The organism is Streptomyces sp. NPDC096013 (genome assembly GCF_044763565.1).
Classification (GTDB): Bacteria; Actinomycetota; Actinomycetes; order Streptomycetales; family Streptomycetaceae; genus Streptomyces.
Genome location: NZ_JBIWGK010000017.1, coordinates 32,910 through 59,877 on the forward strand (window position 1 = coordinate 32,910; position 26,968 = coordinate 59,877).

At 69.6% G+C, this 26,968-nt stretch carries 25 protein-coding genes and 1 riboswitch; of the genes, 18 read left to right on the top strand and 7 right to left on the bottom strand.

The features are described from left to right. Positions 1 to 574: 574 nt before the first annotated feature. The 3 genes from ACIRB1_RS38425 (at position 575) to ACIRB1_RS38435 (ending at position 4,834) form a co-directional block, all read left to right on the top strand. A complete protein-coding gene (locus ACIRB1_RS38425) occupies positions 575 to 1,066 on the top strand; it encodes a MarR family winged helix-turn-helix transcriptional regulator (protein ID WP_403468794.1) in 492 nt (163 codons plus the stop codon). 390 nt (positions 1,067 to 1,456) lie between these two features. Then, positions 1,457 to 3,070, top strand: coding sequence for an MFS transporter (locus ACIRB1_RS38430; RefSeq protein WP_403468795.1), 1,614 nt, complete (start codon positions 1,457 to 1,459; stop codon positions 3,068 to 3,070). 717 nt (positions 3,071 to 3,787) lie between these two features. Further along, entirely contained in the window at positions 3,788 to 4,834 is a 1,047-nt protein-coding gene (locus ACIRB1_RS38435; RefSeq protein WP_403468796.1) for a bifunctional class I SAM-dependent methyltransferase/NUDIX hydrolase, read from the top strand. Between the two features lie 7 nt (positions 4,835 to 4,841). Here the strand turns inward: ACIRB1_RS38435 and ACIRB1_RS38440 are convergent, their stop codons facing one another. The 4 genes from ACIRB1_RS38440 to gcvT all read right to left on the bottom strand — a co-directional run bounded on the left by ACIRB1_RS38440 (position 4,842) and on the right by gcvT (position 9,260). After that, the gene (locus ACIRB1_RS38440; RefSeq protein WP_352182386.1) at positions 4,842 to 6,209 is read right to left on the bottom strand and encodes an L-serine ammonia-lyase; all 1,368 of its coding nucleotides are present in this window, start codon (positions 6,207 to 6,209) and stop codon (positions 4,842 to 4,844) included. 130 nt (positions 6,210 to 6,339) lie between these two features. Continuing rightward, positions 6,340 to 7,614, bottom strand: coding sequence for a serine hydroxymethyltransferase (gene glyA, locus ACIRB1_RS38445; RefSeq protein ID WP_403468798.1), 1,275 nt, complete (start codon positions 7,612 to 7,614; stop codon positions 6,340 to 6,342). Positions 7,615 to 7,628: 14 nt separating this feature from the next. Then, a complete protein-coding gene (gene gcvH / locus ACIRB1_RS38450) occupies positions 7,629 to 8,006 on the bottom strand; it encodes a glycine cleavage system protein GcvH (RefSeq protein ID WP_266772778.1) in 378 nt (125 codons plus the stop codon). A 111-nt stretch (positions 8,007 to 8,117) separates the two neighbouring features. Further along, on the bottom strand, positions 8,118 to 9,260 hold the full coding sequence (gene gcvT, locus ACIRB1_RS38455; protein WP_352182384.1) for a glycine cleavage system aminomethyltransferase GcvT: 1,143 nt from the start codon (positions 9,258 to 9,260) through the stop codon (positions 8,118 to 8,120). 142 nt (positions 9,261 to 9,402) lie between these two features. Then, positions 9,403 to 9,501, bottom strand: a riboswitch (glycine riboswitch). Between the two features lie 149 nt (positions 9,502 to 9,650). Between gcvT and ACIRB1_RS38460 the strand changes: the two genes are divergently transcribed. From ACIRB1_RS38460 to ACIRB1_RS38505, 10 genes are all read left to right on the top strand, one after another. Then, a complete protein-coding gene (locus tag ACIRB1_RS38460) occupies positions 9,651 to 10,331 on the top strand; it encodes an AAA family ATPase (RefSeq protein WP_403468871.1) in 681 nt (226 codons plus the stop codon). Between the two features lie 64 nt (positions 10,332 to 10,395). After that, complete coding sequence (locus ACIRB1_RS38465; protein ID WP_403468799.1) at positions 10,396 to 11,181, top strand: enhanced serine sensitivity protein SseB; 786 nt, start codon at positions 10,396 to 10,398, stop codon at positions 11,179 to 11,181. A gap of 175 nt (positions 11,182 to 11,356) precedes the next feature. After that, complete coding sequence (locus tag ACIRB1_RS38470; RefSeq protein ID WP_403468800.1) at positions 11,357 to 12,145, top strand: enhanced serine sensitivity protein SseB C-terminal domain-containing protein; 789 nt, start codon at positions 11,357 to 11,359, stop codon at positions 12,143 to 12,145. 343 nt (positions 12,146 to 12,488) lie between these two features. After that, on the top strand, positions 12,489 to 13,487 hold the full coding sequence (locus ACIRB1_RS38475; RefSeq protein WP_266772784.1) for an ABC transporter permease: 999 nt from the start codon (positions 12,489 to 12,491) through the stop codon (positions 13,485 to 13,487). A gap of 53 nt (positions 13,488 to 13,540) precedes the next feature. After that, entirely contained in the window at positions 13,541 to 15,292 is a 1,752-nt protein-coding gene (locus tag ACIRB1_RS38480; protein WP_403468801.1) for an ABC transporter substrate-binding protein, read from the top strand. A 75-nt stretch (positions 15,293 to 15,367) separates the two neighbouring features. Next, entirely contained in the window at positions 15,368 to 16,375 is a 1,008-nt protein-coding gene (locus ACIRB1_RS38485) for an ABC transporter permease (protein ID WP_352182380.1), read from the top strand. Beyond that, positions 16,372 to 17,469 (top strand): ABC transporter ATP-binding protein, encoded by a 1,098-nt coding sequence (locus ACIRB1_RS38490; protein ID WP_352182379.1) that lies wholly within the window; start codon positions 16,372 to 16,374, stop codon positions 17,467 to 17,469. The genes ACIRB1_RS38485 and ACIRB1_RS38490 overlap by 4 nt, the downstream gene beginning before the upstream one ends. Next, the gene (locus ACIRB1_RS38495) at positions 17,466 to 18,986 is read left to right on the top strand and encodes a dipeptide ABC transporter ATP-binding protein (RefSeq protein ID WP_403468802.1); all 1,521 of its coding nucleotides are present in this window, start codon (positions 17,466 to 17,468) and stop codon (positions 18,984 to 18,986) included. Before ACIRB1_RS38490 ends, ACIRB1_RS38495 begins: the two co-directional genes overlap by 4 nt. Positions 18,987 to 19,083: 97 nt before the next feature. Then, positions 19,084 to 20,526, top strand: coding sequence for a M1 family metallopeptidase (locus ACIRB1_RS38500; RefSeq protein ID WP_403468803.1), 1,443 nt, complete (start codon positions 19,084 to 19,086; stop codon positions 20,524 to 20,526). Between the two features lie 46 nt (positions 20,527 to 20,572). Next, complete coding sequence (locus ACIRB1_RS38505) at positions 20,573 to 21,229, top strand: trimeric intracellular cation channel family protein (RefSeq protein ID WP_328828671.1); 657 nt, start codon at positions 20,573 to 20,575, stop codon at positions 21,227 to 21,229. Here ACIRB1_RS38505 and ACIRB1_RS38510 read toward each other — a convergent pair. Next, entirely contained in the window at positions 21,138 to 22,376 is a 1,239-nt protein-coding gene (locus ACIRB1_RS38510; RefSeq protein ID WP_403468804.1) for an alpha/beta hydrolase, read from the bottom strand. The genes ACIRB1_RS38505 and ACIRB1_RS38510 overlap by 92 nt on opposite strands. A gap of 163 nt (positions 22,377 to 22,539) precedes the next feature. Between ACIRB1_RS38510 and ACIRB1_RS38515 the strand changes: the two genes are divergently transcribed. Continuing rightward, positions 22,540 to 23,412, top strand: a complete 873-nt coding sequence (locus tag ACIRB1_RS38515) for a thioesterase family protein (protein WP_403468805.1) — start codon at positions 22,540 to 22,542, stop codon at positions 23,410 to 23,412. Here the strand turns inward: ACIRB1_RS38515 and ACIRB1_RS38520 are convergent. Further along, a complete protein-coding gene (locus tag ACIRB1_RS38520; protein ID WP_352182374.1) occupies positions 23,405 to 23,992 on the bottom strand; it encodes a TIGR03086 family metal-binding protein in 588 nt (195 codons plus the stop codon). The two genes, ACIRB1_RS38515 and ACIRB1_RS38520, sit on opposite strands and share 8 nt — an antisense overlap. Positions 23,993 to 24,070: 78 nt before the next feature. Here ACIRB1_RS38520 and ACIRB1_RS38525 point away from each other — a divergent pair, with 78 nt between their 5' ends. After that, entirely contained in the window at positions 24,071 to 25,048 is a 978-nt protein-coding gene (locus ACIRB1_RS38525) for a helix-turn-helix transcriptional regulator (protein ID WP_403468806.1), read from the top strand. A gap of 140 nt (positions 25,049 to 25,188) precedes the next feature. Further along, on the top strand, positions 25,189 to 25,563 hold the full coding sequence (locus ACIRB1_RS38530) for a hypothetical protein (protein WP_352182372.1): 375 nt from the start codon (positions 25,189 to 25,191) through the stop codon (positions 25,561 to 25,563). 78 nt (positions 25,564 to 25,641) lie between these two features. Here the strand turns inward: ACIRB1_RS38530 and ACIRB1_RS38535 are convergent, their stop codons facing one another. Then, complete coding sequence (locus ACIRB1_RS38535; RefSeq protein WP_352182371.1) at positions 25,642 to 26,265, bottom strand: TetR family transcriptional regulator; 624 nt, start codon at positions 26,263 to 26,265, stop codon at positions 25,642 to 25,644. 141 nt (positions 26,266 to 26,406) lie between these two features. Here ACIRB1_RS38535 and ACIRB1_RS38540 point away from each other — a divergent pair, with 141 nt between their 5' ends. Continuing rightward, the gene (locus ACIRB1_RS38540) at positions 26,407 to 26,574 is read left to right on the top strand and encodes a hypothetical protein (protein ID WP_266772804.1); all 168 of its coding nucleotides are present in this window, start codon (positions 26,407 to 26,409) and stop codon (positions 26,572 to 26,574) included. Between the two features lie 65 nt (positions 26,575 to 26,639). Beyond that, positions 26,640 to 26,924, top strand: a complete 285-nt coding sequence (locus ACIRB1_RS38545; protein WP_352182370.1) for a DUF4190 domain-containing protein — start codon at positions 26,640 to 26,642, stop codon at positions 26,922 to 26,924. The last annotated feature ends 44 nt before the right edge of the window (positions 26,925 to 26,968 follow it).

A 26,968-nucleotide genomic window follows, 5' to 3' on the forward strand; every position in this document is an offset into this window, starting at 1 on the left:
AAAGCGCAGCACTGTGCGAAAGAGTCAGTTCAGTAGTGTCTGACCTGCGCCGATGGGCGCGTTGTCCTCGTCGTCAGCGTTGTCCGATACAACAGCCGGCCGAATGCATAAACATGTTGAAACCCCCGTTGCGCGAAGCGCGGTTTCTTCCCCGTGTGTGGCCCGGTCGCAGACTGCAATGTTCTGGCCAGGCGCTTCGAGAGCGTAGCAGGCGCGCTACTTGGTGCCACGTGACTCAGGTCACGCGGCGTTTCCGAAGCCCTTGCCGAACGTTCGATTCTGTGATCGATCACCTGGTGGCTGACCTCGAAGATCACTGGAGAACGACCAGTTCCATTTCCCCTTATGCGGATGGCCGGATTCCGCTCGATTTTGCATCGCGATAACCATCCGAGGGCTTGCCTTCTGAGGCGGACTGATGAATTCCATGTGACCCCGGGTTCGCCGCCTGGCGACCGGGGCTCCGCGCCGGCGGGCCGCGGTCCGGCCGATTCCCCTGGCGGAGGGGGGTGCCCTCGCGGAAGAACGTTGTATCTTCGATGGTGGAGATTGCAACGATCGAAGGAGTCGGCTCATGGTGCGCACCGCAGGCACGGAGCAGAACGGGATGTCCCCCCGGGAGGACTTCCTCATCGCCGAACGTCCCGGGTACCTGCTCCACAAGGCGGGGCTGGTGCTGGTGGAGGACGTGGAGAAGGCGCTGGGCTCGGTCGGCATGCGCATCCGCTACTTCTTCGTGCTGGCCGCGCTGGCCGGCGGACCCGAGCTGTCCCAGCAGGACTTGAGCCGGCTGCTCAACCTCGACCCGACCACCGTGGTGACGGTGATCGACGAGATGGAGCGCGACGGACATGTGGAGCGCCGCCGCAACCCCGCCGACCGGCGCCGCTACAACCTGATCCTCACCGACTCCGGCCGCGAGGCGCTCGCGACGGCGGACCGGGTGGCCACGGAGGTCGAGTCGGCGTTCTTCGGCGCGCTCTCGGAGGACGAGCGCGGGGTGCTGCGCAAGATGCTGGGCGTACTGATGGCCGGGCGCTGGCCCGCGTCGGTGTGTTCGGACTGACCTTGAGTGGTGGGTCGTTGGCGTAGCGCGGGCGTGAACTGACTTGGTGTGCAGGCGAGTTGACGCGTTGCTCATGCGAGTTGGCGCGGTGCGCAGTGAGTTGACTTGGTGCGCATGCGGGTTGAGGTGTGGCACATGCGAGTTGGCGCGGTACGCCGACGAGTTGACGTGGTGCGCCTGTGAGTTGACGTAGGACATCCCTGGATTCGGGCAAGCCCGCGGTGCCGGTCGGCGCCGCGGGCTTTGGCGTGCCCGGAGGCCGTCACTCAGGGTGATCGCGTGCGGCGCGCCGGGGCGATGCGGCATTGACTCGCGGCTTTCCAATCATCTAGATTTCCATCATCTAGAGATCCCAAGGTCCAAAGTTCCTGTTGATTGGAAGGTCCCCGCATGTCCGCAGAACGCGCACCATCTCCCACTAGGTGGTGGACACTCGGGATCGTCGCGTTGGGCTCGTTCATGCTGATGCTCGATCTGAGCGTGGTCTCCATCGCGCTGCCGCAGATCCACAAGTCCCTGGGCAGCAGCTTCGCCGACCTGCAGTGGGTGTTCGACGCCTACGCCCTCACGCTGGCGATCTTCCTCGTCGCGGCGGGCTCGCTCGCCGACCGGATCGGCCGCAAGAAGGTCTTCCAGGTCGGCTTCGCCATCTTCACCGTCGCCTCGCTGGCCTGCGGACTGGCCAACGGAGCAGGGGAGTTGAGCTGGTTCCGGGCTATCCAGGGCGTCGGCGCCGCCATCATGTTCGCGGTCGGCCCCGCCATGCTCAGCCATGAGTTCCACGGCAAGGAGCGGGCCACCGCGTTCACCGCGTTCGGTGCCGCCGTCGGTCTCGCCGTCGCCACCGGACCGCTCATCGGCGGCTCGCTGATCAACGCCCTGTCCTGGCGCTGGATCTTCTACATCAACGTGCCGGTCGGCGTGATCGCCATCCTCATCGGCGCGCTGCGGGTCCGCGAGTCCCTCAACAAGAAGGCCCACCCCACCGACTGGGCCGGTCTCGCCACGTTCAGCCTCGCGCTGGGCGCCCTGGTGTACGCCACCATCCGTGGCCCGGTGGAGGGTTGGACCAGCGGCACCACGCTCGGCCTCTACGCCGCGAGCGTCGTCTTCCTGGTCGTCTTCGTCGCCATCGAGCGCCGTCTGGGTGAACGCGCCCTGATCGACCCGGCGTTCTTCCGCAACCCGACCTTCGTCGGCATCTCCCTCGTCGCGATGATCGGCAACGCCGGCGCGCTGCCGTCGGTGTTCTTCGAGACCAGCTACCTGGAGAACATGCTGCACGTCGACGCGTGGGGCACGGGGCTGCGGTTCCTGCCGCTGACCGGTGCGATGTTCGTCGCCGGCGCGCTCGGCGGCGGTCTCATCGGCAAGGTGCCGTTCCGGTTCCTGCTGGGCGGTTCGACCCTGGTCATGGCCATCGGCATCCTGTGCCTGCGCCTGACCGAGGCCGACTCGTCCTGGACCGTGCTGATCCCGGCGCTCGTCATCGCGGGCCTCGGCATGGGCGCCTTCAACCCGGCCCGCGCGGCCCTCGCCATCGGGGTCACCGAACCGGCCAAGTCCGGTGTCGCGTCCGGCATCAACGAGACCTTCCAGCAGGTCGGCATCGCGGTCGGCATCGCCGGCATCGGCGCGTTCTTCCAGCACACCGTGACCCAGGACTTCACCTCCTCGGCCGCCGGGAAGCAGCTCGGCGCGGACGCCGCGGAGACCGCCTCGCACGGCATCAGCGCCGGTGGCCTCGACGCCGTGGCCCAGGCCGCGGGACCGCTGCGCGAGAAGGTACTGGCCGCCGGACAGGACGCGTTCATGAACGCGTTCCACGGGGCGATGACCCTCAGCGCGATCCTCGGGTTCATCGCCGCGATCATCGGCTTCACGATGCTGCGCACGAAGGACCTGCACGCCACGGCCCTGTCGACGATCCCGCCGGACGTCGACGAGGACGGCGAGGTGCGTCCCGACGACGCGTCGGACCTCGCGGTCGGAGCGCCGGCCTAGCACCGACGCCCGCCCGAACCGCACCCCTGGAGACGTCCTCGCGACCCGAGTCCCCTCCCGATGCACCGTCCCGGTGGCCACATCCCCCGCGCCACCGGGGCGGTTTCGGCGTGCCCGGGGCTGGTCGGCCGGGGCGGCTCGGCGGAGGGATCAGGTGCAGGCTCGGCGGAGGGACTAGGGGCGGGCTCGGCGGAGAGATCAGGCGCGGGCTCAGCGGAGGAACTCGGTGTCGGCTCGGCGGATGGACCCGCTGTCGGCAATCCCGCCTTCTTCACCGGCTACGGCCGCCGCCTCCTCCCGGAGGAGAAACGCGCCCTGTTCTGCTGACGGCCCCGCACTTGGCCGGAGAAGCCGAACACGGCCACGAGGCACGGGAGTTGCTGTCCAGCCGCAGCGAAGGGGCAGCCCGCTGATCCCGACCCCGGATCGGCTCGCGCGTCCCGGCGCCGCACTCCGCGCGGATGGCATGGGGATCGACCGGGCTGCCGTGCTGTTGCTCAGCGGGTGCCAGGTCGCGGTCGGGGCCGGCCCTGTTGTGGTGCAGTTGTCCACGGCGCGGGGGATGCGTCGTCATGCGCCACGGCCGTATCGCCGAACACGGCACCTACGACGAACTCGCGCACGGCGGCCGCCTGTTCGCGGAGCCGCTGGCCCTGTCGGACGACCGCTGAGCACCGCGCCCGCTGTCCGGCGCCTCGAAGGGAGCACACCGACACCGTGACCGACGTATGGGACGCGCACTACGCCGACGGCAACACCTTCAGCCCGCTGAGCGGCACCGAACGGGCCCTGCTCGCCGAGCACGCACCGGTCCCGGAAGGGGGTGGACGCGCCCTGGACGTCGGCTGCGGAACGGGCGAACTCGCGCACCGTCTGGCCGAGTTGGGGTACGTGGTCGATGCCGTCGACTTCGCCCCCGCAGCTCTCGCCCGCGCCGAAGCCCAACCCGGCGCGGTGGCCTACCACTTGCTCGACATCGAGCGGGGCAGCCTCGACGTCCTCTCGGCCGCCTACGACCTGATCACCTTCCGGCTCAGCTGGGCCTTCGTGCACGATCGCACCCGGGTGATGAACCGGCTCCGTGAACGGTTGCGGCCGGGCGGGGCCGTCTGTGTGATCACGCCCGTCGCGGAGGGCGTGGCGGACGGCAAGCGTTCCATCGCCCTGGACGACGACGAGTTGGGTGTGCTGTGCGCGGGGTGGGGGAGCGCCGAGCGGTACGACGTGGGCGGGCTCGCGTTCGTCGTCCTGCGTGAACCCGTCGCCGGGCCCGTCGTCTGCGGCGGCAAGAAACGGCCCACCCCGCACGCTCTCACCGGCGCCGGTGTCGTCGTGACGGACACGGCGGGGCGGGTCCTGCTGGGCTGGTCGGTGCGCGGGGTGTGGGAGTTGCCCGGCGGCAAGAACGAACCCGGTGAGGGCTTTCTCGAGGCGGGCGTACGGGAGTTGGCGGAGGAGACGGGGCTGCGGGCCGAGCCGGGCGGGGCGCGGCTGCTGGCGCTCCTGATGGACTCCACCCATGGCATCCCGCGACTGACCGGCGCCGTGCGAGTCGACGCCTTCTCGGGTGAACCAGCTGTCACCGAGCCGGAGTTGGTCCACCGGTGGGAGTGGCACGAGGTCGCCGACCTGCCCACGCTGCCCCAACCGCTGTTCACGCCGAGCGCGCATGTCATCGACACGGTGTGGCCCGGCCTGCTGCCCGGCCTGCCACCCGTCCATCGCTACCCGGTCGCCGTCGACTGCCCCTCGGGCACCGCGTAGTGGCGCATCAGCACTCGATGATGTTCACAGCCAACCCACCCCGAGCCGTCTCCTTGTACTTCACGCTCATGTCCGCCCCCGTCTCCTTCATCGTCTTGATGACCTTGTCGAGGGAGACCTTGTGCGACCCGTCCCCCCGCATCGCCATCCGCGCGGCGGTCACCGCCTTGACCGCGGCCATGCCGTTGCGTTCGATGCAGGGGATCTGGACGAGGCCGCCGACGGGGTCGCAGGTGAGGCCGAGGTTGTGTTCCATGCCGATCTCGGCGGCGTTCTCGACCTGTTCGGGGGAGCCGCCGAGGACTTCGGCGAGGGCGCCCGCCGCCATCGAGCAGGCGGAGCCGACCTCGCCCTGGCAGCCGACCTCCGCGCCGGAGATGGAGGCGTTCTCCTTGAAGAGCATGCCGATGGCGCCCGCGGAGAGCATGAAGCGGACGACGCCCTCCTCGTCGGCGCCGGGCACGAAGTTGATGTAGTAGTGCAGGACGGCCGGGATGATGCCGGCGGCGCCGTTCGTGGGGGCGGTGACCACCCGGCCGCCCGCCGCGTTCTCCTCGTTCACGGCCATCGCGTAGAGGGTGATCCACTCCATCGCGTGGGCCAACGGGTCGCCCTCCGCGCGGAGTTGGCGTGCCGACATGGCGGCCCTGCGGCGGACCCGGAGGCCGCCGGGCAGGATGCCCTCCCGCGACATGCCCCGCGAGACGCACGCCCGCATCACGTCCCAGATCTCCAGCAGCCCGGCCCGGATCTCCTCCTCCGTGCGCCAGGCGCGCTCGTTCTCCAGCATCAGCGCGGAGATCGACAGGCCGGTCTCCTGCGTGAGGCGCAGCAGCTCGTCGCCGGTACGGAACGGGTACTTGAGGACCGTGTCGTCCAGCTTGATGCGGTCGGCGCCGACCGCCTCCTCGTCGACGACGAAACCGCCGCCCACCGAGTAGTACGTCTTGGAGAGGAGCTCGGTGCCCGCCGCGTCGTACGCCCACAGCGTCATGCCGTTCGCGTGGTAGGGCAGCGCTTTTCGGCGGTGCAGCTTCAGATCGGCGTCGTAGGAGAAGGGGATCTCGTGCTCGCCGAGGAGGCTGAGGCGGCCCGACTCCTTGATGTGCTCGACCCGTTCGTCCGCCTTCTCGACGTCCACCGTGCGCGGTGACTCGCCCTCCAGGCCGAGCAGCACCGCCTTCGGGGTGCCGTGGCCGTGGCCGGTCGCGCCGAGGGAGCCGTACAGCTCGGTGCGGACGGAGGCGACGGAGTCCAGCAGCTCCTCGTTGCGCAGACGGCGCGCGAACATGCGGGCGGCCCGCATCGGGCCGACCGTGTGGGAGCTGGACGGGCCGATGCCGATCGAGAACAGGTCGAAGACCGAGATGGCCACGGTGACTCCTCAGAACGCGGGCAAGCAGGGTGGTGCGGGATCAAAGGGCGCGAAGCGCTTCGAACAGGGTGGTGGTGGGCGGGACACCGGCGCGCACCTCCCAGTGTGCGCCGGTGCCCCCGCCGGGCGGCTACAGCCCGGGGTACAGCGGGTACTTCTCCGCCAGCGCGGTCACACGGGCCTTCAGGCCCTCCACGGCGGCCTCCCCGAAGGGACCGGGCGCCATCAGCGTCTCCGCGATGATGTCCGCGACCTCGGCGAAGTCCTCGGCCCTGAAGCCGCGGGTCGCCAGCGCCGGCGTACCGATGCGCAGGCCGGAGGTGACCATCGGGGGCCGCGGGTCGTTCGGGACGGCGTTCCGGTTGACCGTGATGCCGACCTCGTGGAGCCGGTCCTCGGCCTGCCGGCCGTCCAGCTCGGAGTTCCGCAGGTCGACCAGGACCAGGTGCACGTCCGTACCACCGGACAGCACGTCGACCCCTACGGCCTTCACGTCGTCCCGCACCAGGCGCTCGGCCAGCAGCCGCGCCCCCTCCACGGTACGCCGCTGCCGCTCCTTGAAGTCCTCGCCCGCCGCGACCTTGAAGGAGACCGCCTTCGCGGCGATCACATGCTCCAGCGGACCGCCCTGGAAGCCGGGGAAGACCGAGGAGTTGAGCTTCTTGGCGAAGGACTGCCTGGCGAGGATGATCCCGCCGCGCGGGCCGCCCAGCGTCTTGTGGGTGGTGGACGTGACGACGTCCGCGTACGGCACGGGGTTCGGGTGCAGCCCCGCCGCGACCAGGCCCGCGAAGTGCGCCATGTCGACCCACAGGAAGGCCTCGACCTCGTCCGCGATCCGGCGGAACTCGGCGAAGTCCAGCTGGCGCGGGTACGCCGACCAGCCCGCGATGATGACCTTCGGCCGGTGCTCCTTGGCGAGCTTCTCCAGCTCGGCCATGTCGACGAGACCGGTCGTCGGGTCCACGTGGTAGGCGACGACGTCGAACTGCTTGCCGGAGAAGTTCAGCCGCATCCCGTGGGTCAGATGACCGCCGTGCGCGAGGTCCAGGCCGAGGATGGTGTCGCCGGGCTGGGCCAGCGCGAACAGGGCGGCCTGGTTGGCGGAGGCGCCCGAGTGCGGCTGCACGTTGGCGTACTCGGCGCCGAACAGCTCCTTGACCCGGTCGATCGCGATCTGCTCGGCCACGTCGACGTGCTCGCAGCCGCCGTAGTAACGACGGCCCGGGTAGCCCTCCGCGTACTTGTTGGTGAGGACCGAGCCCTGCGCCTCCATGACCGCGACCGGAGCGAAGTTCTCCGAGGCGATCATCTCCAGCGTGGACTGCTGCCGACGCAGCTCCGCGTCGACGGCGGCGGCGATGTCCGGGTCGAGCTCGTGCAGGGGCGTGTTCAGGACGGACATGTTTCTACGACTCCTCAGCCGGCGGAAAACGCGGTGTACTCGTCGGCTGAGAGCAGGTCGCCCGGCTCCTCCGTGACGCGCACCTTGAACAGCCAGCCGCCCTCGAAGGGGGCCGAGTTCACCAGCGACGGGTCGTTCACGACATCCTCGTTGATCTCGGTGACCTCGCCGCCGACGGGCGAGTACAGGTCGGACACCGACTTCGTCGACTCCAGCTCACCGCAGGACTCGCCCGCGGTCACCGTGGAGCCGACGTCGGGGAGCTGGGCGTAGACGACATCGCCGAGCGCGTTGGCCGCGTACTCGGTGATGCCTACCGTCGAGACGCCGTCCTCGGCGACCGACAGCCACTCGTGCTCCTTGCTGTAGCGCAGCTGCTGGGGGTTGCTCATGGCCTGAATTCTCCTGTACGCGGGGGAGTGCTGGTGAATGGGGGACTACGAGGGGCAACGGCGGACAGGGGCGATCCGCCCCAGGTCACACACGAGACGCTACGACGACTGTCACTTCTCGCGCTTGTAGAACGGCAGCGCCACGACTTCGTACGGCTCGTGACTGCCCCGGATGTCCACGCCGACACCGGCCGTGCCCGGCGCCGCGTGCGCCGCGTCGACGTAGGCCATGGCGATCGGCTTGCCCAGGGTGGGGGAGGGGGCGCCGGAGGTGACCTCGCCGATGACCTGGCCGTCGGCGACGACCGGGTAGCCGGCGCGCGGGACCCGGCGGCCCTCGGCGACGAGTCCGACGAGGACACGCGGGGGCTGCGAGGCGGCGCGCTCGGCGGCGGCCTCCAGGGCCGTACGCCCGACGAAGTCGCCGTCCTTCTCGAACTTCACGACCCGGCCGAGCCCGGCGTCGAACGGCGTGAGGGACGTCGACAGCTCGTGGCCGTACAGCGGCATCCCGGCCTCGAGGCGCAGGGTGTCGCGGCAGGACAGGCCGCACGGGATCAGCCCGGCCCCCGCCCCGGCCCCGGTCAGCGCGAGCCACAGCTTCTCCGCGTCGGCGGGGGAGACGAACAGCTCGAAGCCGTCCTCGCCGGTGTAGCCGGTGCGGGCGATCAGCGCGGGGACGCCCGCGACCGTGCCGGGCAGACCGGCGTAGTACTTCAGGCCGTCGAGGTCGGCGTCGGTCAGCGACGCGAGGATGCCGGAGGACTCGGGACCCTGCACGGCGAGCAGCGCGTACGCGTCACGGTCGTCGCGTACGACCGCGTCGAAGCCCGCGGCCCGCTCGGTGAGCGCGTCCAGCACCACCTGGGCGTTGGAGGCGTTGGCGACGACCATGTACTGCGAGGACGCGTCCTCGGTGTCCGCCAGCCGGTAGACGATCAGGTCGTCCAGGATGCCGCCGTCGGCGCGGCAGATCATGGTGTAGCGGGCGCGGCCGGGGCCCACGGAGGCGATGTTGCCGACGAGGGCGTAGTCGAGGAGCTGGGCGGCCTGCGGTCCGGTGACGGTGATCTCGCCCATGTGGGAGAGGTCGAAGAGGCCGGCCTTCGTGCGGACGGCGAGGTGCTCGTCGCGCTCCGAGCCGTAGCGCAGCGGCATGTCCCAGCCGGCGAAGTCGGTCATCGTCGCACCGAGCGAGCGGTGCAGCGCGTCGAGCGCGGTGCGGCGCTTCTCAGGGGTGGCGGTACTGCTCATCGGTCGGTCTCCCAGGGCATGACGGCGAGGTCGTTCCTCCCCATCTGTCATCGGGACCTGAGAGGTTCGCCATGACCGCTTCGGTCACGGGTTGCACCTTGGGTGGGACCACCGGGAACGGCGGTCCGCTTTTCAGATGTGCCTCGCCCGCGCGGTAACGGGGCCTGAGAGATTCAAGGGAGGGACTTGCTCCTTCGGCGCCCCGGCAACAGTTGCCTGGGGACTCTCCCGCGCGGATTCAAGCGGCCGGTATGCAGTTAGGCGGGCACATCATCGCACAGGCTTTGTAACAGGCCTGTGGCCGGACGCGCACCCAACCGCGAGACACCGTGCATTACCTTCTCTTTACGTTCAGTGGGGAGAACCTTTCCTGACCCCGCAGGGAGGACGATCACGGTGACAAGGACCACGGTGTACGCCACGACCTCGGCCGTAGCGCTGCCCAAGCAGCCTTCCGCCCCCGCAGGAGAGGCATGCCGGGCCCGCCCGGCACCGGTCGTCCGCGACCTCCGCGAGCGCGCCGGGCGCAGCCCGCACGGACTCCGCTTCGGCACCCGCGACCTCGTCGTGGTCACCGGCCTGCCGGGCAGCGGCAAGTCCACGCTGATGCGGCGCGCGGTGACGGCCGACGGGGTCCGCGTCGACAGCCAGGACACCCGCGACCGCTGGGACACCCGCACGGCCGGCCTCCTCCCGTACGCGGTGTACCGCCCGTTGGTCCGCCTCGCCCACTACGCCGGACTGCACCGCGTGCTGCGCTCCGCGTCCGGAGCCGTCGTGCACGACTGCGGCACGCAGAGCTGGGTGCGCGGCTGGCTGGCCCGCGCCGCCGGGCGCCGGGGCGGCACCCTGCACCTGGTGTTCCTCGACGTCACCCCGGACACCGCGCTCGACGGCCAGCGCGCGCGAGGGCGCGGAGTCTCGCGCTACGCGTTCCTGCGCCACCGCCGGGCCGCCGCCCGGCTGTTGCGGTCGGTGGAGCGCGGCGAACTGCCGCACGGCGTGGGCTCGGCGGTCCTCCTGGACCGGGACGCGGCGGACGTGCTGCGCCGGATCGACTTCGCGGACTGAGCCGCTAGCCTTTTCAGCCACAGCAGGGTTACAGCAGGCGGTTTCACCAGCAGGCGGTAGGTAGATGGACTTCCCGGCGGACTTCCCCGGACAGGCGTACCCCCACCCGCATCCGCACGGCGGATGGCCGGGCAACGAGCTGGAGGAGGTGCTCTCGGTGTCCCTCGGCATGCCCTCGGCGGGCGGCCGGATCGTCGAGGTGCTCGGCCGCAGCTTCGTCTGGGTCCCGCTCCCCAGCGGCGGCGGCCCGCAGAGCGGTCCCCTGGACCTGCCCACACTCGACATCGAGGGGCAGGCATACGTCCCGGTCTTCAGCTCCGAGGAGCAGTTCCGCCAGGTCGTCGGCTCGCATCTGTCCTTCACCATCGCGCCGGCGGTGGAGTTCGCCCGCGGCCTGCCCCCGCAGGTCGGCATCGCGGTGAACCCCGGCGGCACGGTCGGTGTCCCGCTCCCGCCGCTCGCGGTGGCCGAGCTGTGCCGCTTCGGCCGCACCGCCCTGGACGGCCCCACGAGCGGCGGCCGTGTCCGCCTCTTCGAACCCGACTGGCAGGACGACCCGGTCGACTTCCTCGCCGCGGCCTCCGCCGAGTTCGCCGCCATCGGCGTCGTCGCCACGGCCCGGCGCTGCCTCGCCGCGATCGAGACGTCCGAGCCTGTCATGTTCGTGGGCGTGGAACTCACCAACTGGGACGGCGACTTGAGAGCGGCCCCGATGGAGGCCCTGGCGAAAGCGCTGGGCCGGGTGACGGTTCAGTGGCAGGTCAACCTGGTGCTCCTGGACGTCACGCAGGACCCGGTGGCCGACTGGATGAGGCAGACCGTGCGTCCCTTCTATACACAGGGTCACTAGCGATCTCCGCGAGGGCGGCCGGCCCGGGGTGCGGGGCTGTGCCGATGTGCGGCTCCGCCGCGCGGTCGCCACCAGCCGCACTCGACCGCCACTCGCGAACGCACCACGGGCCCGCACCCCCTGGGCGCTTAAGCTGTTTCCCAACGCAGGCCAACTACCAGAAGGGGCGGTACACGTGAGCGCCAGCGGCACCGCGACCGGCCAGGTCGAGCACATGCTGCGCCAGGTGACCCCCGGGCGCTACGACGCCTACGAGGCGCTCCTGCGCGCCCTCGCGACCCCCCACTCCGGTCAGATCTGGATGCTGCTGTGGCACGGCCAGTCCGGCTCCCCGGACGCCCAGTACGGAAACATGCAGGTGGACGGCCACGGCTACGCCCCATGCGTCACCTCGGCCCAGGAACTCTCCGCGAGTGGCTGGAACCGCTCGTACGAGGTGGTCGACGGCCTGGACGTGGCCCGCACCCTGTACCCCGACCACTTCGGCCTCTGGCTCAACCCGCACGCCCCCGGCGGCGGCGTCGGCATCCCCTGGCTCGACCTCCGCAGAATCGCCACCGGCCTGGAACGCCAGCCGGCGGGCCCCCTGCGCCTGTCGGAGCCGAGCATCGAGATCCCCCAGTTCTACGCCCTGCTCACGCAGAACGCCCACCGCACCCCGGCGGTCAGGGCGCTGCGCCGCGCCTGGGTGCAGCCCGCGCTCGGAGCGCCGTATCTCGCGATCGGTCTGGACGTCTACGACACCAGCCCGCCCGCCGTGGACTCGGTGCGCGGCATGATGCAGCAGTCGATCGGCGCGGTCCCCGAGGGGCTGCCGGTGTCGACCGTCGCGATGTCCGACGAGTACGACCCGGTGGCGCTGTGGCTGCGCGCCAACTCCCGCCCGTTCTACGACCGTGAGGCCCATGCGGCGCCCGCTCAGGCGGGCGGGTACGGATACCCCCCTGTCCGTGGTGGATACTGAACCCGCGAGTCCTCTTCTCAGCTTCTCCGCAGGATTTACGTCTACGACACATTTCTTCGCGCGTAGACGGCGGTGGGTTGCCCCAAAAGACGCCGAATCTCCCTTGTGTCCCAAGTGCCCGGCGTCCGGGGGGCATTACCCACTGTTCGGATAACGGAATCCCTAGTTAAGCATCACGGTTGCGCATACTTTCGCCGTCAGACCTGGCGGGTGATCGCAGCCACGCTGAAGACTCGCGACTCAGACACAGGGTCCAGGTACCCGTGTCCACTGCAAGTCGACAAAGCCGCTAATCCGCGGCAGGCGTAAGCCGGTAACCACCGGCGAGAGGGGTCGGGTCACAGTGACCGCACCGATCGAGACCACGGGGGCGGAAGCCGGGGCGCAGCCGGAGGCTGTGCTGGCCGGCGCCGACAAGGCACAGATCGAGGGCCGTTCCCTTGGACAGATCGCCTGGACCCGCTTCAAGAAGGACAGGGTCGCCGTCGCCGGCGGCGTCATCGTCGTCCTGCTGATCCTGGTCGCGGCTCTCTCCCGTCCCATCCAGGCGCTGTTCGGCCTGGACCCGGACGCCTTCCACCAGAACCTGATCGACGCCAACACCTCACTGCCCACGGGCGGTTGGGGCGGCATGAGCTGGGACCACCCGCTCGGCGTGGACCCGCAGTTCGGCCGTGACGTGGCCACCCGCATCCTCGAAGGCTCCTGGGTCTCCCTGGTCGTCGCCTTCGGCGCCACGATCCTGTCGAACGTGATCGGCACCATCCTCGGCGTCGTCGCGGGCTACTACGGCGGCCGGGTCGACTCGATCATCAGCCGGCTGATGGACACCTTCCTCGCCTTCCCCCTCCTGCTCTTCGCCATCGCCATCTCGGCGACCCTTCAGGGCGGCGCCTTCGGCCTCAACGGCCTGCCGCTGCACCTGTGCGTGCTGATCTTCGTCATCGGCTTCTTCAACTGGCCCTACCTGGGCCGGATCGTCCGCGGCCAGACCCTCGCCCTGCGCGAGCGGGAGTTCGTGGACGCCTCCCGGGGGATGGGCGCCAAGGCGCCGTACATCCTCTTCCGGGAGCTGCTGCCCAACCTGGTCGGCCCGATCATCGTCTACTCGACGCTGCTCATTCCGACGAACATCCTCTTCGAGGCGTCCCTCAGCTTCCTCGGGGTCGGTATCCAGCCCCCGCAGGCTTCCTGGGGCGGCATGTTGCGGGACGCGGTCACCTACTACGAGGTCGACCCCGCGTACATGATCGTTCCCGGCCTCGCCATCTTCGTGACCGTCCTGGCGTTCAACCTGCTGGGCGACGGTCTCCGCGACGCTCTCGACCCCCGCAGCCGCTAGGGCCCGCACCCGAGAGTTCATCAAGTTTCCGACAATGGAGGAAGCAGACCATCATGCGAAGGTCAGCGCTGGCCGCAGTTGCGGCCATCGGCTCTGCGACACTGCTCGTGGCAGGTTGCAGCAAGGCCGATGACAGTAAGAGTGACAACGGTGGGACGAAGGCGGCTGGGGCCAACGCAGCGACCAAGGACGTCGTCAACGCCTCTACCCACAAGGGCGGGACGGTCACCTACGAACTGTCCGACGTTCCGGACTCGTTCGACCCGGGCAACACGTACTACGCCTACATGTACAACTTCAGCCGGCTGTACGCCCGTCCGCTGATGACGTTCGAGCCCGGCCCCGGTTCCAAGGGCAACACCCTGGTCCCGGACCTCGCCGCGAGCAAGGGTGTCTCCAGCGACGGCGGCAAGACCTGGACGTACAAGCTGCGTTCGGGCCTGAAGTACCAGGACGGCTCGGCGATCACGTCCAAGGACGTCAAGTACGCCGTGGAGCGTTCGAACTTCGCGCGTGACGTGCTCTCCCTCGGCCCGAACTACTTCCAGCAGTTCCTGGTCGGCGGCAAGGACTACAAGGGTCCGTACAAGGACAAGAGCGCCGAAGGCCTCAAGTCCATCGCGACCCCGGACGACACCACGATCGTCTTCCACCTGAACACGGCCTTCCAGGAGTTCGACTACCTGGTCGCGGCGCCGCAGACGGCTCCGGTGCCGCAGGCGAAGGACACCGGCGTCGACTACGTCAAGAACATCGTGTCCTCCGGCTCGTACCAGTTCCAGAGCTACCAGGACGGCAAGCAGGCCGTCCTCGTGCGCAACAAGAACTGGAACGCGGCGTCGGACCCGCTGCGCAAGCAGTACCCGGACAAGATCGTCGTGAACCTGAAGGTCAACGCCGACACGATCGACAAGGATGTCCTCGCGGGCAACGCGATCGACATGGGCGGTACGGGTGTCCAGGCCGCGACCCAGGCGCAGCTGCTCACCTCGGCCGACAAGAAGGCCGGCACGGACAACACCTTCGGTGGCCGTCTCGTCTACATGGCGATCAACACCAAGGTGAAGCCGTTCGACAACATCCAGTGCCGCAAGGCCGTCGAGTACGCCATCGACAAGGTCTCGGTGCAGACCGCCGAGGGCGGCCCGATCCGCGGCGAGATCGCCTCCACCGTCCTGCCGCCAGACATCACCGGCTACCAGAAGGACGACCAGTACGCCACCACCGGCAACAAGGGTGACGTCACCAAGGCCAAGGACGCCCTGAAGGCCTGTGGCAAGACGTCGATCTCGACGAACCTGTCGGCCCGCAGCGACCGTCCGCAGGAGATCTCCGCGGCCACCGCGATCATCAACTCGCTGAAGGCCGTCGGCATCAACGCCAGCCTGAAGCAGTACCCGTCGGGCAAGTACTTCACCGACTACGCGGGTGTCCCGAAGTTCACCGAGCAGCAGAACATCGGCCTGATCATGATGCAGTGGGGTGCCGACTGGCCCTCCGGCTACGGCTTCGAGCAGCAGATCCTGAACGGTGAGGCGATCGGTGCCTCGGGTAACACCAACCTGTCGCAGTACAACAACAAGACGGTCAACAACCTCCTCGCCAAGGCCATCGGCACGGAGGACGTGTCCACCCGCAACAGCATGTACGCCCAGATCGACAAGCAGACCATGAGCGACGCGGCCCTCGTTCCGCTGACCTACTTCAAGGTCCTGCTCGCCCGTCCGGCGAACTACAGCAACCTGGTGTCGACGGCGGCCTTCAGCGGCCAGTACGACTACCTCAACATCGGCACCACGAAGTAGTCGTAGCCCCGGAAGGCAGGTGAAGGCATTGGTGCCCGCGGGCTTGACGGCCCGCGGGCACCAGCGCCGATCCCCGTGATCTCGTACATTCTCCGTCGGACGGTCGCAGCGGTGATCCTGCTGCTGGTCGTCTCCGCGGTCACCTTCGGCATCTTCTTCCTGCTGCCACGGCTCGCCGGCCAGACCGCGGACCAACTGGCCCAGCAGTACATCGGGAAGAGCCCGTCGGCGGCGGACATCGCCGCCGTCAAGCACAACCTCGGTCTGGACCAGCCCCTTTACCAGCAGTACTGGCACTTCATCAAGGGGATCGTGGCGGGCGCCACCTACAACCTCGGCCCCACCACGGTGCACTGCAACGCGCCCTGCTTCGGCTACTCCTTCAAGGACCACGTCGAGGTCTGGCCGCAGCTCACCTCCCGCCTTCCGGTCACCATCTCGCTGGCCGCCGGCGCCGCCGTGCTCTGGCTGCTGTCCGGTGTCACGGTCGGTGTGATCTCCGCGCTCAAGCCGCGGTCGTTCTTCGACCGCGCCTTCATGGGTGTGGCGCTCGCGGGTGTCTCGCTGCCCATGTTCTTCACGGGCAACCTGGCCATCCTGCTCTTCACCTACCAGTGGCCGATCTTCGGCCGCACCTACGTCCCGTTCACCGAGAACCCGGCGCAGTGGGCCAACACCCTCTTCCCGGCGTGGTGTTCGCTCGCGCTCCTGTACTCCGCCATCTACGCGCGGCTTACCCGCTCGGGCATGCTGGAGACGATGAACGAGGACTTCATCCGCACGGCCCGCGCCAAGGGCCTGCGGGAACGCAACGTCGTCGTCAAGCACGGTCTGCGGGCCGCCCTGACGCCGATCATCACCGTCTTCGGCATGGACCTCGGTCTGCTGCTCGGCGGCGCTCTGATCACCGAGTCGGTGTTCTCCCTGCACGGCATCGGGCAGTACGCGGTGCAGTCGATCGAGAGCAACGACCTGCCCCCGATCCTCGGCGTGACCCTGCTCGCAGCGTTCTTCGTAGTGATCGCAAATCTCCTGGTGGACCTTCTGTACGCCGCCGCCGACCCGCGGGTGAGGCTCTCGTGACCGACCTTTCCAAGACTGGCGCCGCGGTCGGCGAACCCGTCGACTCGGCCAAGAGCGCCCCCAACGCGTTCCTCGACGTCCGCGACCTCAAGGTGCACTTCCCGACCGACGACGGCCTGGTCAAGTCCGTCGACGGGCTCAGCTTCACGCTGGAGAAGGGCAAGACCCTCTCCATCGTGGGCGAGTCGGGCTCCGGCAAGTCCGTCACCTCGCTGGCGATCATGGGCCTGCACCGGCTCGGCCCGCGCGGCAAGAACGTGCAGATGTCCGGCGAGATCTGGCTCGACGGCCAGGAACTGGTCGAGGCGCAGCCGGACGAGGTGCGCAAGCTCCGCGGCAAGCAGATGTCCATGATCTTCCAGGACCCGCTGTCCGCGATGCACCCGTACTACAAGATCGGCGACCAGATCGTCGAGGCGTACCGGGTCCACCACGACGTCAGCAAGAAGGCCGCCCGCACGCGCGCCATCGAGATGCTCGACCGGGTCGGCATCCCCGAACCCGCCAAGCGTGTCGACGGCTACCCGCACGAGTTCTCCGGCGGTATGCGCCAGCGCGCCATGATCGCGATGGCCCTGGTCAACAACCCCGAACTGCTCATCGCGGACGAGCCGACGACCGCCCTGGACGTCACCGTCCAGGCGCAGATCCTCGACCTCATCCGGGATCTGCAGAAGGAGTTCGGCTCCGCGGTCGTCCTGATCACGCACGACCTCGGTGTCGTCGCCGAGATCGCCGACGACGTCCTGGTCATGTACGGCGGCCGGTGCGTGGAGCGCGGTCCCGTCGACGAGATCTTCGAGAAGCCGCAACACCCGTACACCTGGGGCCTGTTGGGTTCGATGCCGCGCATCGACCGGGAGACCTCGGAGCGGCTCATCCCGGTCAAGGGCCAGCCGCCGAGCCTCATCAACGTCCCTTCGGGCTGCGCCTTCCACCCGCGCTGCCCGTACGCGGACATCCCCAAGGGCGATGTCACGCGAACCGTGCGTCCCGAGCTGGCGCAGGTCGCCGGCGGGCACTGGTCCGCCTGTCACCTCCCGGCCGAGGACCGTACGCGGATCTGGACCGAAGAGATTGCGCCGAAGCTGTGAGCGATACGAAGAAGCAGACCGCGGCCGTGCCCGGGCAGGCGGCCTCCCCGGAGGACCGCGAGGTGCTGCTCAAGGTCGAGGGACTGAAGAAGCACTTCCCCATCAAGAAGGGGATCCTGCAACGCCAGGTTGCCGCGGTGAAGGCCGTCGACGGCATCGACTTCGAGGTGCGCAAGGGCGAGACCTTGGGCGTCGTCGGTGAGTCGGGCTGCGGCAAGTCGACCATGGGCCGGGTCATCACCCGGCTCCAGGACCCGACGGGCGGCTCGATCCACTTCGAGGGCCAGGACATCACGACCCTGAACTCGGCCGGGATGCGTCCGCTGCGGCGGGACATCCAGATGATCTTCCAGGACCCGTACGGCTCCCTGAACCCCCGGCACACCATCGGCTCGATCGTCTCGGCGCCGTTCCGGCTCCAGGACGTGGAGCCCGAGGGCGGGGTGAAGAAGGAGGTCCAGCGCCTCCTGGAGCTGGTGGGCCTGAGCCCCGAGCACTTCAACCGCTACCCGCACGAGTTCTCCGGCGGCCAGCGCCAGCGCATCGGCATCGCCCGCGCGCTCGCGCTCAAGCCCAAGCTCGTGGTGGCGGACGAGCCGGTCTCGGCGCTCGACGTGTCGATCCAGGCGCAGGTCGTCAACCTCATGGACGACCTCCAGTCGGAGCTCGGCCTGACGTACGTGATCATCGCGCACGACCTCTCCGTGGTCCGGCACGTCTCGGACCGCATCGCGGTGATGTACCTCGGCAAGATCGTCGAACTCGCCGACCGCACCTCGCTGTACGAGGCGCCGATGCACCCGTACACCAAGGCCCTGATGTCGGCCGTGCCGGTGCCGGACCCCAAGCGCCGGGGCGCCAAGAGCGAGCGCATCCTGCTCAAGGGCGACGTTCCCTCGCCGATCTCGCCGCCCAGCGGCTGCCGTTTCCACACCCGCTGCTGGAAGGCGACGGAGATCTGCCGGACGAAGGAGCCCCAGCTGATCGAGCTGCGGCCCGGCCAGCAGGTCGCCTGCCACCACCCGGAGAACTTCGCGGACCAGGCCCCGCAGGACACCGTCCTGCTGAGCGCCGCGAAGGAAGCGGTGGAGCTGGTGGGCGCGGCGGTCCTGGAGAAGCCGGCGGAGACACCGGAGACGGTGGCTCCGGAGGCGGAGGCCCCCGAGGCCGTGGCTCCGAAGGCGACGGCTCCCGAGACGGAGGCTCCGAAGTCGGTGGCCCCCGAGGCGGAGGCCCCGGAGGCGACGGCTCCTGAGGCGGAGGCCCCGGAGGCGACGGCTCCCGAGGCGGAAGCTCCGAAGACGGTGGCTCCGGACGTGGAGGCTCCGAAGGCGACGGCTCCCGAAGCGGAAGCCCCGGAGACGGTGACTCCCGAGGCGGAAGCCCCGGAGGCGACGGCTCCCGAGGCAGCGGTTTCCGAGGCCGGGACCCCCGAGGCGGAGGCTCCGAAGAGGGTGGCCCCGAAGGCGGAGACTCCCGAGGCCGAGTCCGGTGACCAGGAGTCAACTGCCAAGTAGCACATGACGAGTTGGTAAAGTCATGGTCATGGCAAAACGGGAGAGTGCAGAGTCTGGCGTGTCCGTCTGATCGGAAACGCACCCGAAGGGACGACTCATGGCACTCTCCCGTTCGGCACGTCTAGGGTCCCACCCGTCTCCCACCACCACCCTTAGCCGACGCGCTTCGCGCGCAGCCTTGATTGCAACCGCGGCGGCCTCTTTTCTTGTCATCGCCGCCTCATCAGCCCCCACCCCCGGCGCCGACGGCATCGGCGACCCCTACTTCCCCCAGCTCGGCAACGGCGGCTTCGACGCCCGGCACTACGCCCTCGACGTCGCCTACAACCCGGACACCGACCGTCTCGACGGCCGTACGACCCTCACCGCGCGCGCCACCCAGAACCTCTCCTCCTTCGACCTGGACCTCCAGAAGCTGGAGGTCACCGCGGTTCAAGTGAACGGAAGACGGGCCCAGTTCACCCGCTCCGGCGACGAACTGCGCATCACGCCACGGGACTTCCTCCGCAAGGGCAGGGACTTCACGGTCACCGTCACCTACGGCGGTGTCCCCGAACCCCTCAACGGGCCCATCGTGTTCGGCTCCGACTACGGCTGGATGAAGACCCCCGACGGCGTCTTCGTCGCCTGCGAACCCAACGCGGCCTCCACCTGGTTCCCGTCCAGCGACCACCCCTCGGACAAGGCCACCTACGACATCCGCATCAAGGCCCCCAAGGGCCTCACCGGAGTCTCCAACGGCCGGCTCGTGTCGACGTACAGCAAGGGCGACTCGACGTACACCCACTGGCGCGAGAGCAAGCCCATGGCGACCTATCTCGCGACCGCCACCATCGGGAAGTTCGACGTCAAGACCGGGAAGACGCCCGGCGGCATACCGATCTACGTCGCCATCGACCCCGTCCTCGCCAACAGCAACAGCGTCGACGTGTACGCCGTGACGGCCGCCGCCACCGACTACTGGTCGCAGCTGTTCGGGCCGTACCCCTTCGAGGAGACCGGCGCGATCGTCGACGACATGCCGCAGGCCGGGTTCTCGCTGGAGGTGCAGAGCAAGCCCGCCTACTCGGCCGTGCGCAACGAGACGACGATCGTGCACGAGCTGGCCCACCAGTGGTTCGGCGACTCCGTGTCGGTCGCGCACTGGAAGGACATCTGGCTCAACGAGGGCTTCGCGACCTACGCCCAGTGGCTGTGGGCCGAGCACCAGGGCACCCGCACCGCGCACGACTCGTTCCTGGCCGGCTACAACTCCCGCCCCGCCGACAGCGCCTTCTGGGGGACCGTCGTGGCGGACCCGCAGCGCGACACGATGTTCTCGTCCGCCGTCTACCAGCGCGGCGCGATGACCCTCCAGATGCTGCGCGAACGCATCGGTGACACCGCGTTCTTCAAGCTGCTCCCGGCCTGGACCAAGCTCCACCGCTACGGCAACGGCGACACCGCCGGCTTCATCAAGCTCGCCGAGAAGATCAGCGGGCAGCAGCTCGACGACCTGTTCCAGACCTGGCTGTACACACCGGGCAAGCCCACCCTGTAGCTCCACGGGAGACCGGCCGACCGATCCCCACGAGTAACAATGTGGGGTGCTTCAGCAACTGTTCAGCCCCTCCGTCCAGCACACGCTCGACCTCGTCGGCATCTTCGTGTTCGCCATCTCCGGCGCGCTGCTGGCCGTCCGCAAGAACTTCGACGTGTTCGGCATCGCCGTGCTCGCCGAGGTCACCGCGCTGGGCGGAGGGGTGTTCCGCGACCTCATCATCGGGGCGGTGCCCCCCGCCGCCTTCACGGACCTCGGGTACTTCAGCACCCCGCTCTTCGCCGCGCTCCTCGTGTTCTTCCTCCATCCGCACGTGGAGCGCATCCAGTCCGGCGTCAACGTCTTCGACGCGGCAGGACTCGGCCTCTTCTGCGTCACCGGCACGGTGAAGGCCTACGACTACGGGCTCGGCCTGACCTCCTCGGTGGCCCTCGGTCTCGGGTCCGCCGTCGGCGGCGGTGTGCTGCGGGACGTGCTGGCCAACGAGACCCCGTCCCTGCTCCGCTGGGACCGCGACCTGTACGCGGTCCCGGCGATCGTCGGCGCCACCATGGTCGCCGTGTGCATCCGCTACGACGCGGTGACCCCGTTCACCAGCGGGCTCGCGGTCGTCACCGCTTTCGTGCTGCGCCTGCTCGCGATGCGCTTCCACTGGCGAGCTCCGCGTGCGTGGAACCGGCGGTCGACCGTCCGTGAGGAGTAGTCGTCGTGGCCTTCGCGTGCGGATGGTTCTTGCCCATCTCCAGGGTCAGCCAGCGGAAGACGGTCTTCACCTGAGGCCGCCACAGCGCCATCGTGTGCCCGCCCGCGCTGCGCGGCAGGAACACCACGTGCACGGTCGTCGGCGCCGCGGCGACGGACGCCAGCGCGGTGCCCGCCTGGTAGCCGTCGCGGGACTCGCCGGAGATGTACAGCGCGATCGGCGGCGGGGTCTTCTTGGCCTTCAGCAGCAGGTACGGGTTGTTCGCGGCACGCAGGGCCGGGCTCGCGGCGGCGAGTGAATTGCGTTCCGCGATCGGGTCGTTGTAGCCGGACATGCCCACGGCGGCGCGGTAGCGGTCCGGGTGCGCGACGGCGAGCTTGACCGCGCAGTGCGCGCCGGCCGAGTAGCCGGCCACCGCCCAGCCCGAAGGGGCGGGCTCGGCACGGAAGTTGTCCATGACCATCTTCGGCACGTCGACGCTCAGCCAGGTGTCGGCGTTGACCGTGCCGGTGATGTTGGCGCAGCCGGTGTCGACACCGGCCAGCAGGTTGGTGCGCGGGGCGACCAGGATGAAGGGCGCGACCCGGCCGCTCTTCATCAGCGGCATCAGCTGCTCGTTCGCGTGCAGCGACCCGAACCAGGCCTTCGCGGAGCCGGGGTAGCCCGGCAGCAGTTCGACGACCGGGAACTTGTGGTGGCGGTAGGCGGGCTCCTTGTACTGCGGGGGCAGCCAGACGTACACCTCGGCGTTGACGCCGGACACCCGTCCCTTGAGCTGGGTGACCTCGACCCCGCCGGCCGCGCGCATCCCGGGCCCGTCGGCGGGGGAGAAGTCCTGCCTGACCTTGGGCAACCGCTTCAGCGAGATGTTCCCGGTGCCGTTCCTGCCGAGGTTCGCCGCCTGCTGGACGTGGTTGCCGGTGCCGAGGAGGTCGGCCCAGTTGTCGTAGAGGTTGTTCTGGTTGTTGACCATGACGAAGACCAGGGTGACGGCTGTCGCCTGGGCGAACAGCAGCATCAGGGCCCTTGCCGCCACGCGTACGGCCTGGGGGCCGCGCATCCGCGACCACAGCACGAGCGGCAGTATGAGGGCGACGATCGTCAGCACGACTGCGGTGTAGAGGAACGGAGTCCCGGTGAGGCTCATGTCCCCAAAGAGGGGGATCACGGCCCGCGGGTCACGGACGAGTTCGGACACTTACCAAGAAATTGCCGGTTCCTCACCCGTGTGGCCCAGGCTCGGCCGATGGTTTCATATGCCCGCAACAACAAAGCTACCGCTTAGTAATTACCTGTTGTACGGTTCATCCATGCCAGAAGCAGCATCCGCACCGGTGGCCACCGAGGCTCGCCGGGCCACGATCGGCGACAGCGAGTTCGACCGCGACACCGCGGTCGTCCGCCGCGCGCCGGGCGTCTACGACATCGACCTCTCGGCCGGCTGGACGATCATCAGCGCCGTCAACGGCGGCTACCTCCTCGCCGTCCTGGGCCGCGCCCTCGCGGACGCGCTGCCGCACGGCGACCCGTTCACGATCTCCGCGCACTACCTCACCGCGTCCCAGCCCGGCCCCGCGGTGATCCGCACGGACACCGTCCGCACCGGCCGCACCCTCTCCACCGGCCAGGCCTCCCTCTTCCAGTACGACGACGAGGGCCACGAGGTGGAACGCATCCGCGTCCTCGCCTCCTACGGCGACCTGGACGCCCTCCCCGACGACGTCCGGACGACGGCCCGCCCGCCGGTGTTCCCGCCCATGGACCAGTGCTTCGGCCCCGAGGACGGGCCGGCCCCCGTCTCCGGCAGCTCGGCCATCGCCGACCGGCTGATGCTCAAGCTCGACCCGTCCACCCTTGGCTGGGCCCTCGGCGCGCCCTCCGGCAAGGGCGAGATGCGTTCCTGGTTCGGCCTCGCGGACGGCCGCGACGCGGACCCGATCTCCCTGCTCCTCGCGGTGGACGCGCTCCCTCCGACCGCCTTCGAGATCGGCCTCAAGGGCTGGGTCCCCACGGTCGAACTCACCGTCCACGTCCGAGCCCGCCCCGCACCGGGACCGTTGCGGGTGTCGATCACCACCCGCAACCTGGCCGGTGGCTTCCTGGAGGAGGACGCGGAGATCTGGGACAGCGCGGACCGACTGGTCGCGCAGTCACGGCAGTTGGCGCGGGCCCGGCTCAGCTGACCGGCTTCCGCCCCAGCCAGGCCGCCAACCGTCCGTAGGCGTCGGCCCCTTCGGGCGCGGTCCGGGCCGCGGCGAAGGGCGTGTCCGCGTCCCGCTCGGGGTCGGGCAGCACCCGGCGGGCGATGGCGAGCGCGAACTCGGCCAGCTCCGGGTCGAGTCGGACCGGGTGACCCAGCGCCTCGGAGAGATCCCAGGCGTGGGTGACGTTCTCCATGACATAGCCCGAGAGCGCGATCCGGCCCGGTGCCTCCCCCCACGGGACCCGGACCGGCGCGTCCAGCCGGGCGTCGTCCACCCAGGCCTGCCTGACCCGGACGCGGGCCTCGTCGTAGGCGGCCGTCCAGCCCTCGTCGTCGACGCCGTCCACGAAGGGGTGGACGGCCATGCCGTCGCCGCCCTCGCCGACGGTCGCGATGCGGTGGGTGCCGCCGACGAGATGGCTCAGCAGGGTCCGTACGTCGAACTCCGCGCAGGGGGTCGGGCCGTCCAGCTGCTCCGGACGTACCGTCCCGATCAGGGCGGCGGCCTGCTCGGTGGCGCGGGTGTACAGGGGGCGGGGGTCGTTCGCGTTGGTGTTCATGGCACCGATGCTGGACCCATAACCTGACAGTTTCCGTCAACATTTGCGCGGGCTTCCCGGGAGGCGGATTCTGGGGGAGTGAAGGCCGACCGACTCCTCTCGATCCTGTTGCTGTTGCAGACCCGGGGGCGGGTTCCCGCACATGAACTCGCCGACCGCCTCGAGGTGTCGGTGCGGACCATCTACCGGGACGTCGAGGCGCTGTCCGCCTCCGGGGTGCCGGTGTACGCCGAGCGCGGGCGGCACGGCGGGATCGAGCTGCTCGCCGGGTTCCGCACGGACGTCACCGGACTGACCGCCGACGAGTCCCGCGCCCTGTTCATCCTGGCCGCGCAGGGCGCCCACGCCGCCCTCGGCCTCGACGCCGCGCTCGGTTCCGCGCTGCGCAAGGTGATGGCCGCGCTGCCCGCGCCCTACCGCCCGGCCGCCGAGGTGACCTCCCGGCGCATCCTCGTCGACGCCACCCGCTGGAAGGGCGGGCCCCAACCCGCCGTGGATCTGGACGTGTTGCAGGACGCGGTCTTCGCCGACCGGCGGCTGCGGCTGCGCTACCGGCACAGCGGGGCGAAGGACCCGAGCACCTACACCGTCGACCCGTACGGCCTCGTCTCCAAGGCCGGTGTCTGGTACCTCGTCGCCGACCGCAGGGCCCGCCCCCGCCTCTTCCGCGCCGACCGTGTGCACGCGGCGACCCTCCTGCCCGACCCGGTGAAGCGACGTCCGGGCGTCGAACTCGCCGACGCCTGGGAGGAGTTGCGCCGCCAGGTGGAGGAACGCCCCGGCGGGCTCGACGTCACCGTCCGCGTCCGCCGCTCCCGCCTCGACATGTTCGTCCGCCTCAACGCCTCCTCCCTCGCCCGACTCCCCGAGGACGACGGGGAGAAGGAGTGGGTGACGGTCCACCTGTCGTACGGCGTCGTGCGCGAGGCGCGTCAACTGCTCCAGTTCGCGGACGCGTTGGAGGTCGTGTCGCCGCCGGAGGTGCGCGCCGAGGTCGCCGCGGCGGCTGCCTCTGTCACGGAGCTGTACCAGCGAGCAGGCGGCCCATCCGAGTGAACTCGCAGGTCAGCGGCTTCTCTTGAAGCGTCCTTTGCCGGACGCACAGGCGTGGGACAGGGCGCCCCAAAGCATCCCCTAAACGGCGTTGATTGGCTGCCCGCCTCAACACTCCCTCATCGTTTTTGGAGTTGTTTCTCATGAAGCGTGTACGGCTCGTCCCCGCCGTGGCCCTGCTGGTCCTCTCGCCCCTGGCCCTGGCGGCCTGCGGCTCGGGCGACTCGTCGTCGTCCGGCTCGGGCAGCGGCAACTCCGGCTCCACGCAGTCCTGTTCGGCCTCCGGCATGCCCACGGGCAATGCCACGGCACGCCCCAGCGGCTCCCCCTCCGGCGCGCCCACGGGCGCCGCGGCCTCGGGCCGGCCCACGGGCATGCCGACCGGCAACGCCTCGGGGATGCCGACGGGCGCACCCGGCGGAGGGGGCGGAGCGGGCGGCCAGGGCGGCGGCCCCGGTGGCGGGTGCGGGGGCGGTCCGGGCGGTGGCGGGATGAGCGGGGCCCCGCAGCAGGGCTGACCGCGCGCCCGCACGGCAGGGGCGGCCCGTCCGGACACCGGGCGCGCCGCCCCTGACGTATGTCCGGGTACCGGTTTCTCAGCCGAGCCAGTGGCGGCGGCCGACGCTGATCAACCGCATCTGACGTTCGGCGAGTTGGGCCACGCGCTCGCGCTCCTCGGCCGGCTCCTCCAGCGCCTCCAGGAAGAGCGAGGCGGTGATGAGCATCTGGTCGACATAGAGGTGGGCCAGCATCAGCAGGTCCTCCTCGGGCCATCCCGCCGACTCCGGGTCCTTGGCGAGTTCGGCCTTCACCTCCTCGGCGAACCGGGCGAGTTGCTCCCGGATCTCCTCCCGGACCGGCTGGACCCCACCGTGCCGTTCGCGGGCGATGAAGCGCACGTGGGCCGGGTGCGAGTCCACGTGGTGGGCGATCAACTCGACGGCGCGGGTGATGCGTTGGGCGCTGTCGGTGGGGGCCACCGTCTGCCGGATCATCGGGTGCAGGCTGCCCAGCGCCTCCTCGACGAGTGCGACCCCGAGGTCGGCCGTGGAGCGGAAGTGCCGGTAGAAGGCGGTCGGGGCGACGCCCACCGCCCGGGTGACCTCGCGCAGGCCGAGACTGCTCAGGCTCTGCTCCTCCAGCAGTCCCAACGCGGCGTCCAGCAACGCCTGTCGGGTCTTCTGCTTCTGTGCCTGCCGGATGCCGAGGGTGTGACTCATGTCATCCAGTTAACAACTGTTCTCCGTATTTTAAAAGCCGTCGGACGGGATAGACTCAAGTTCAGTGAACAAGTGTTACTACAACCGTTCACCGAAACGTAACGAGAGTCGTCCCGGACATCTCGGAGGGGGATTCATCCCATGCTGTTCCTCGTCGTAGCGCTCCTGCTGTTCGGCGTCGTGGTGGGCACCGTGGCCCACGCGCCGCTGGCCTTCACCGCCGTCGCCGCCGCGGTCATCGCCGTATGGCTGGGCATCTTCGCGCTCCGTGAGCGGCACGGCCGCCGCGGCCGTCCGTCCGCCAACTGACCGTCCGCAGCCGCCCGTCGGCCGCCCGACCCACCGCCCGCCCGATCATCGGGAGCTGAACTTCCATGCAACTCACCGCACCGGCACGCGGCACCACCACCGCCGTCAAGCCCACCGGCCGGCGTGACGCCGACGGCATGGCCGTCGCGTCCTTCATCCTCGGCCTCGTCGGCCTGCTCGTGCTCAACGTCTTCCTCGGCCCGATCGCCATCGCCCTGGCCGGCGCGGCGCTGTGGCGCGGCACCGCCCGTCGCGGACGTGCCTTCCTCGGCCTCGGCCTCGGCATCGCCGATCTGCTGGTCCTCGTCGCCTTCATGCAGCTGGACAGCACCGTCTCCTGGAGCTTCTAGGAGACGGGTCGGGTCCCGTCGAGGCGCCCGCCCCTCCGGGGTGC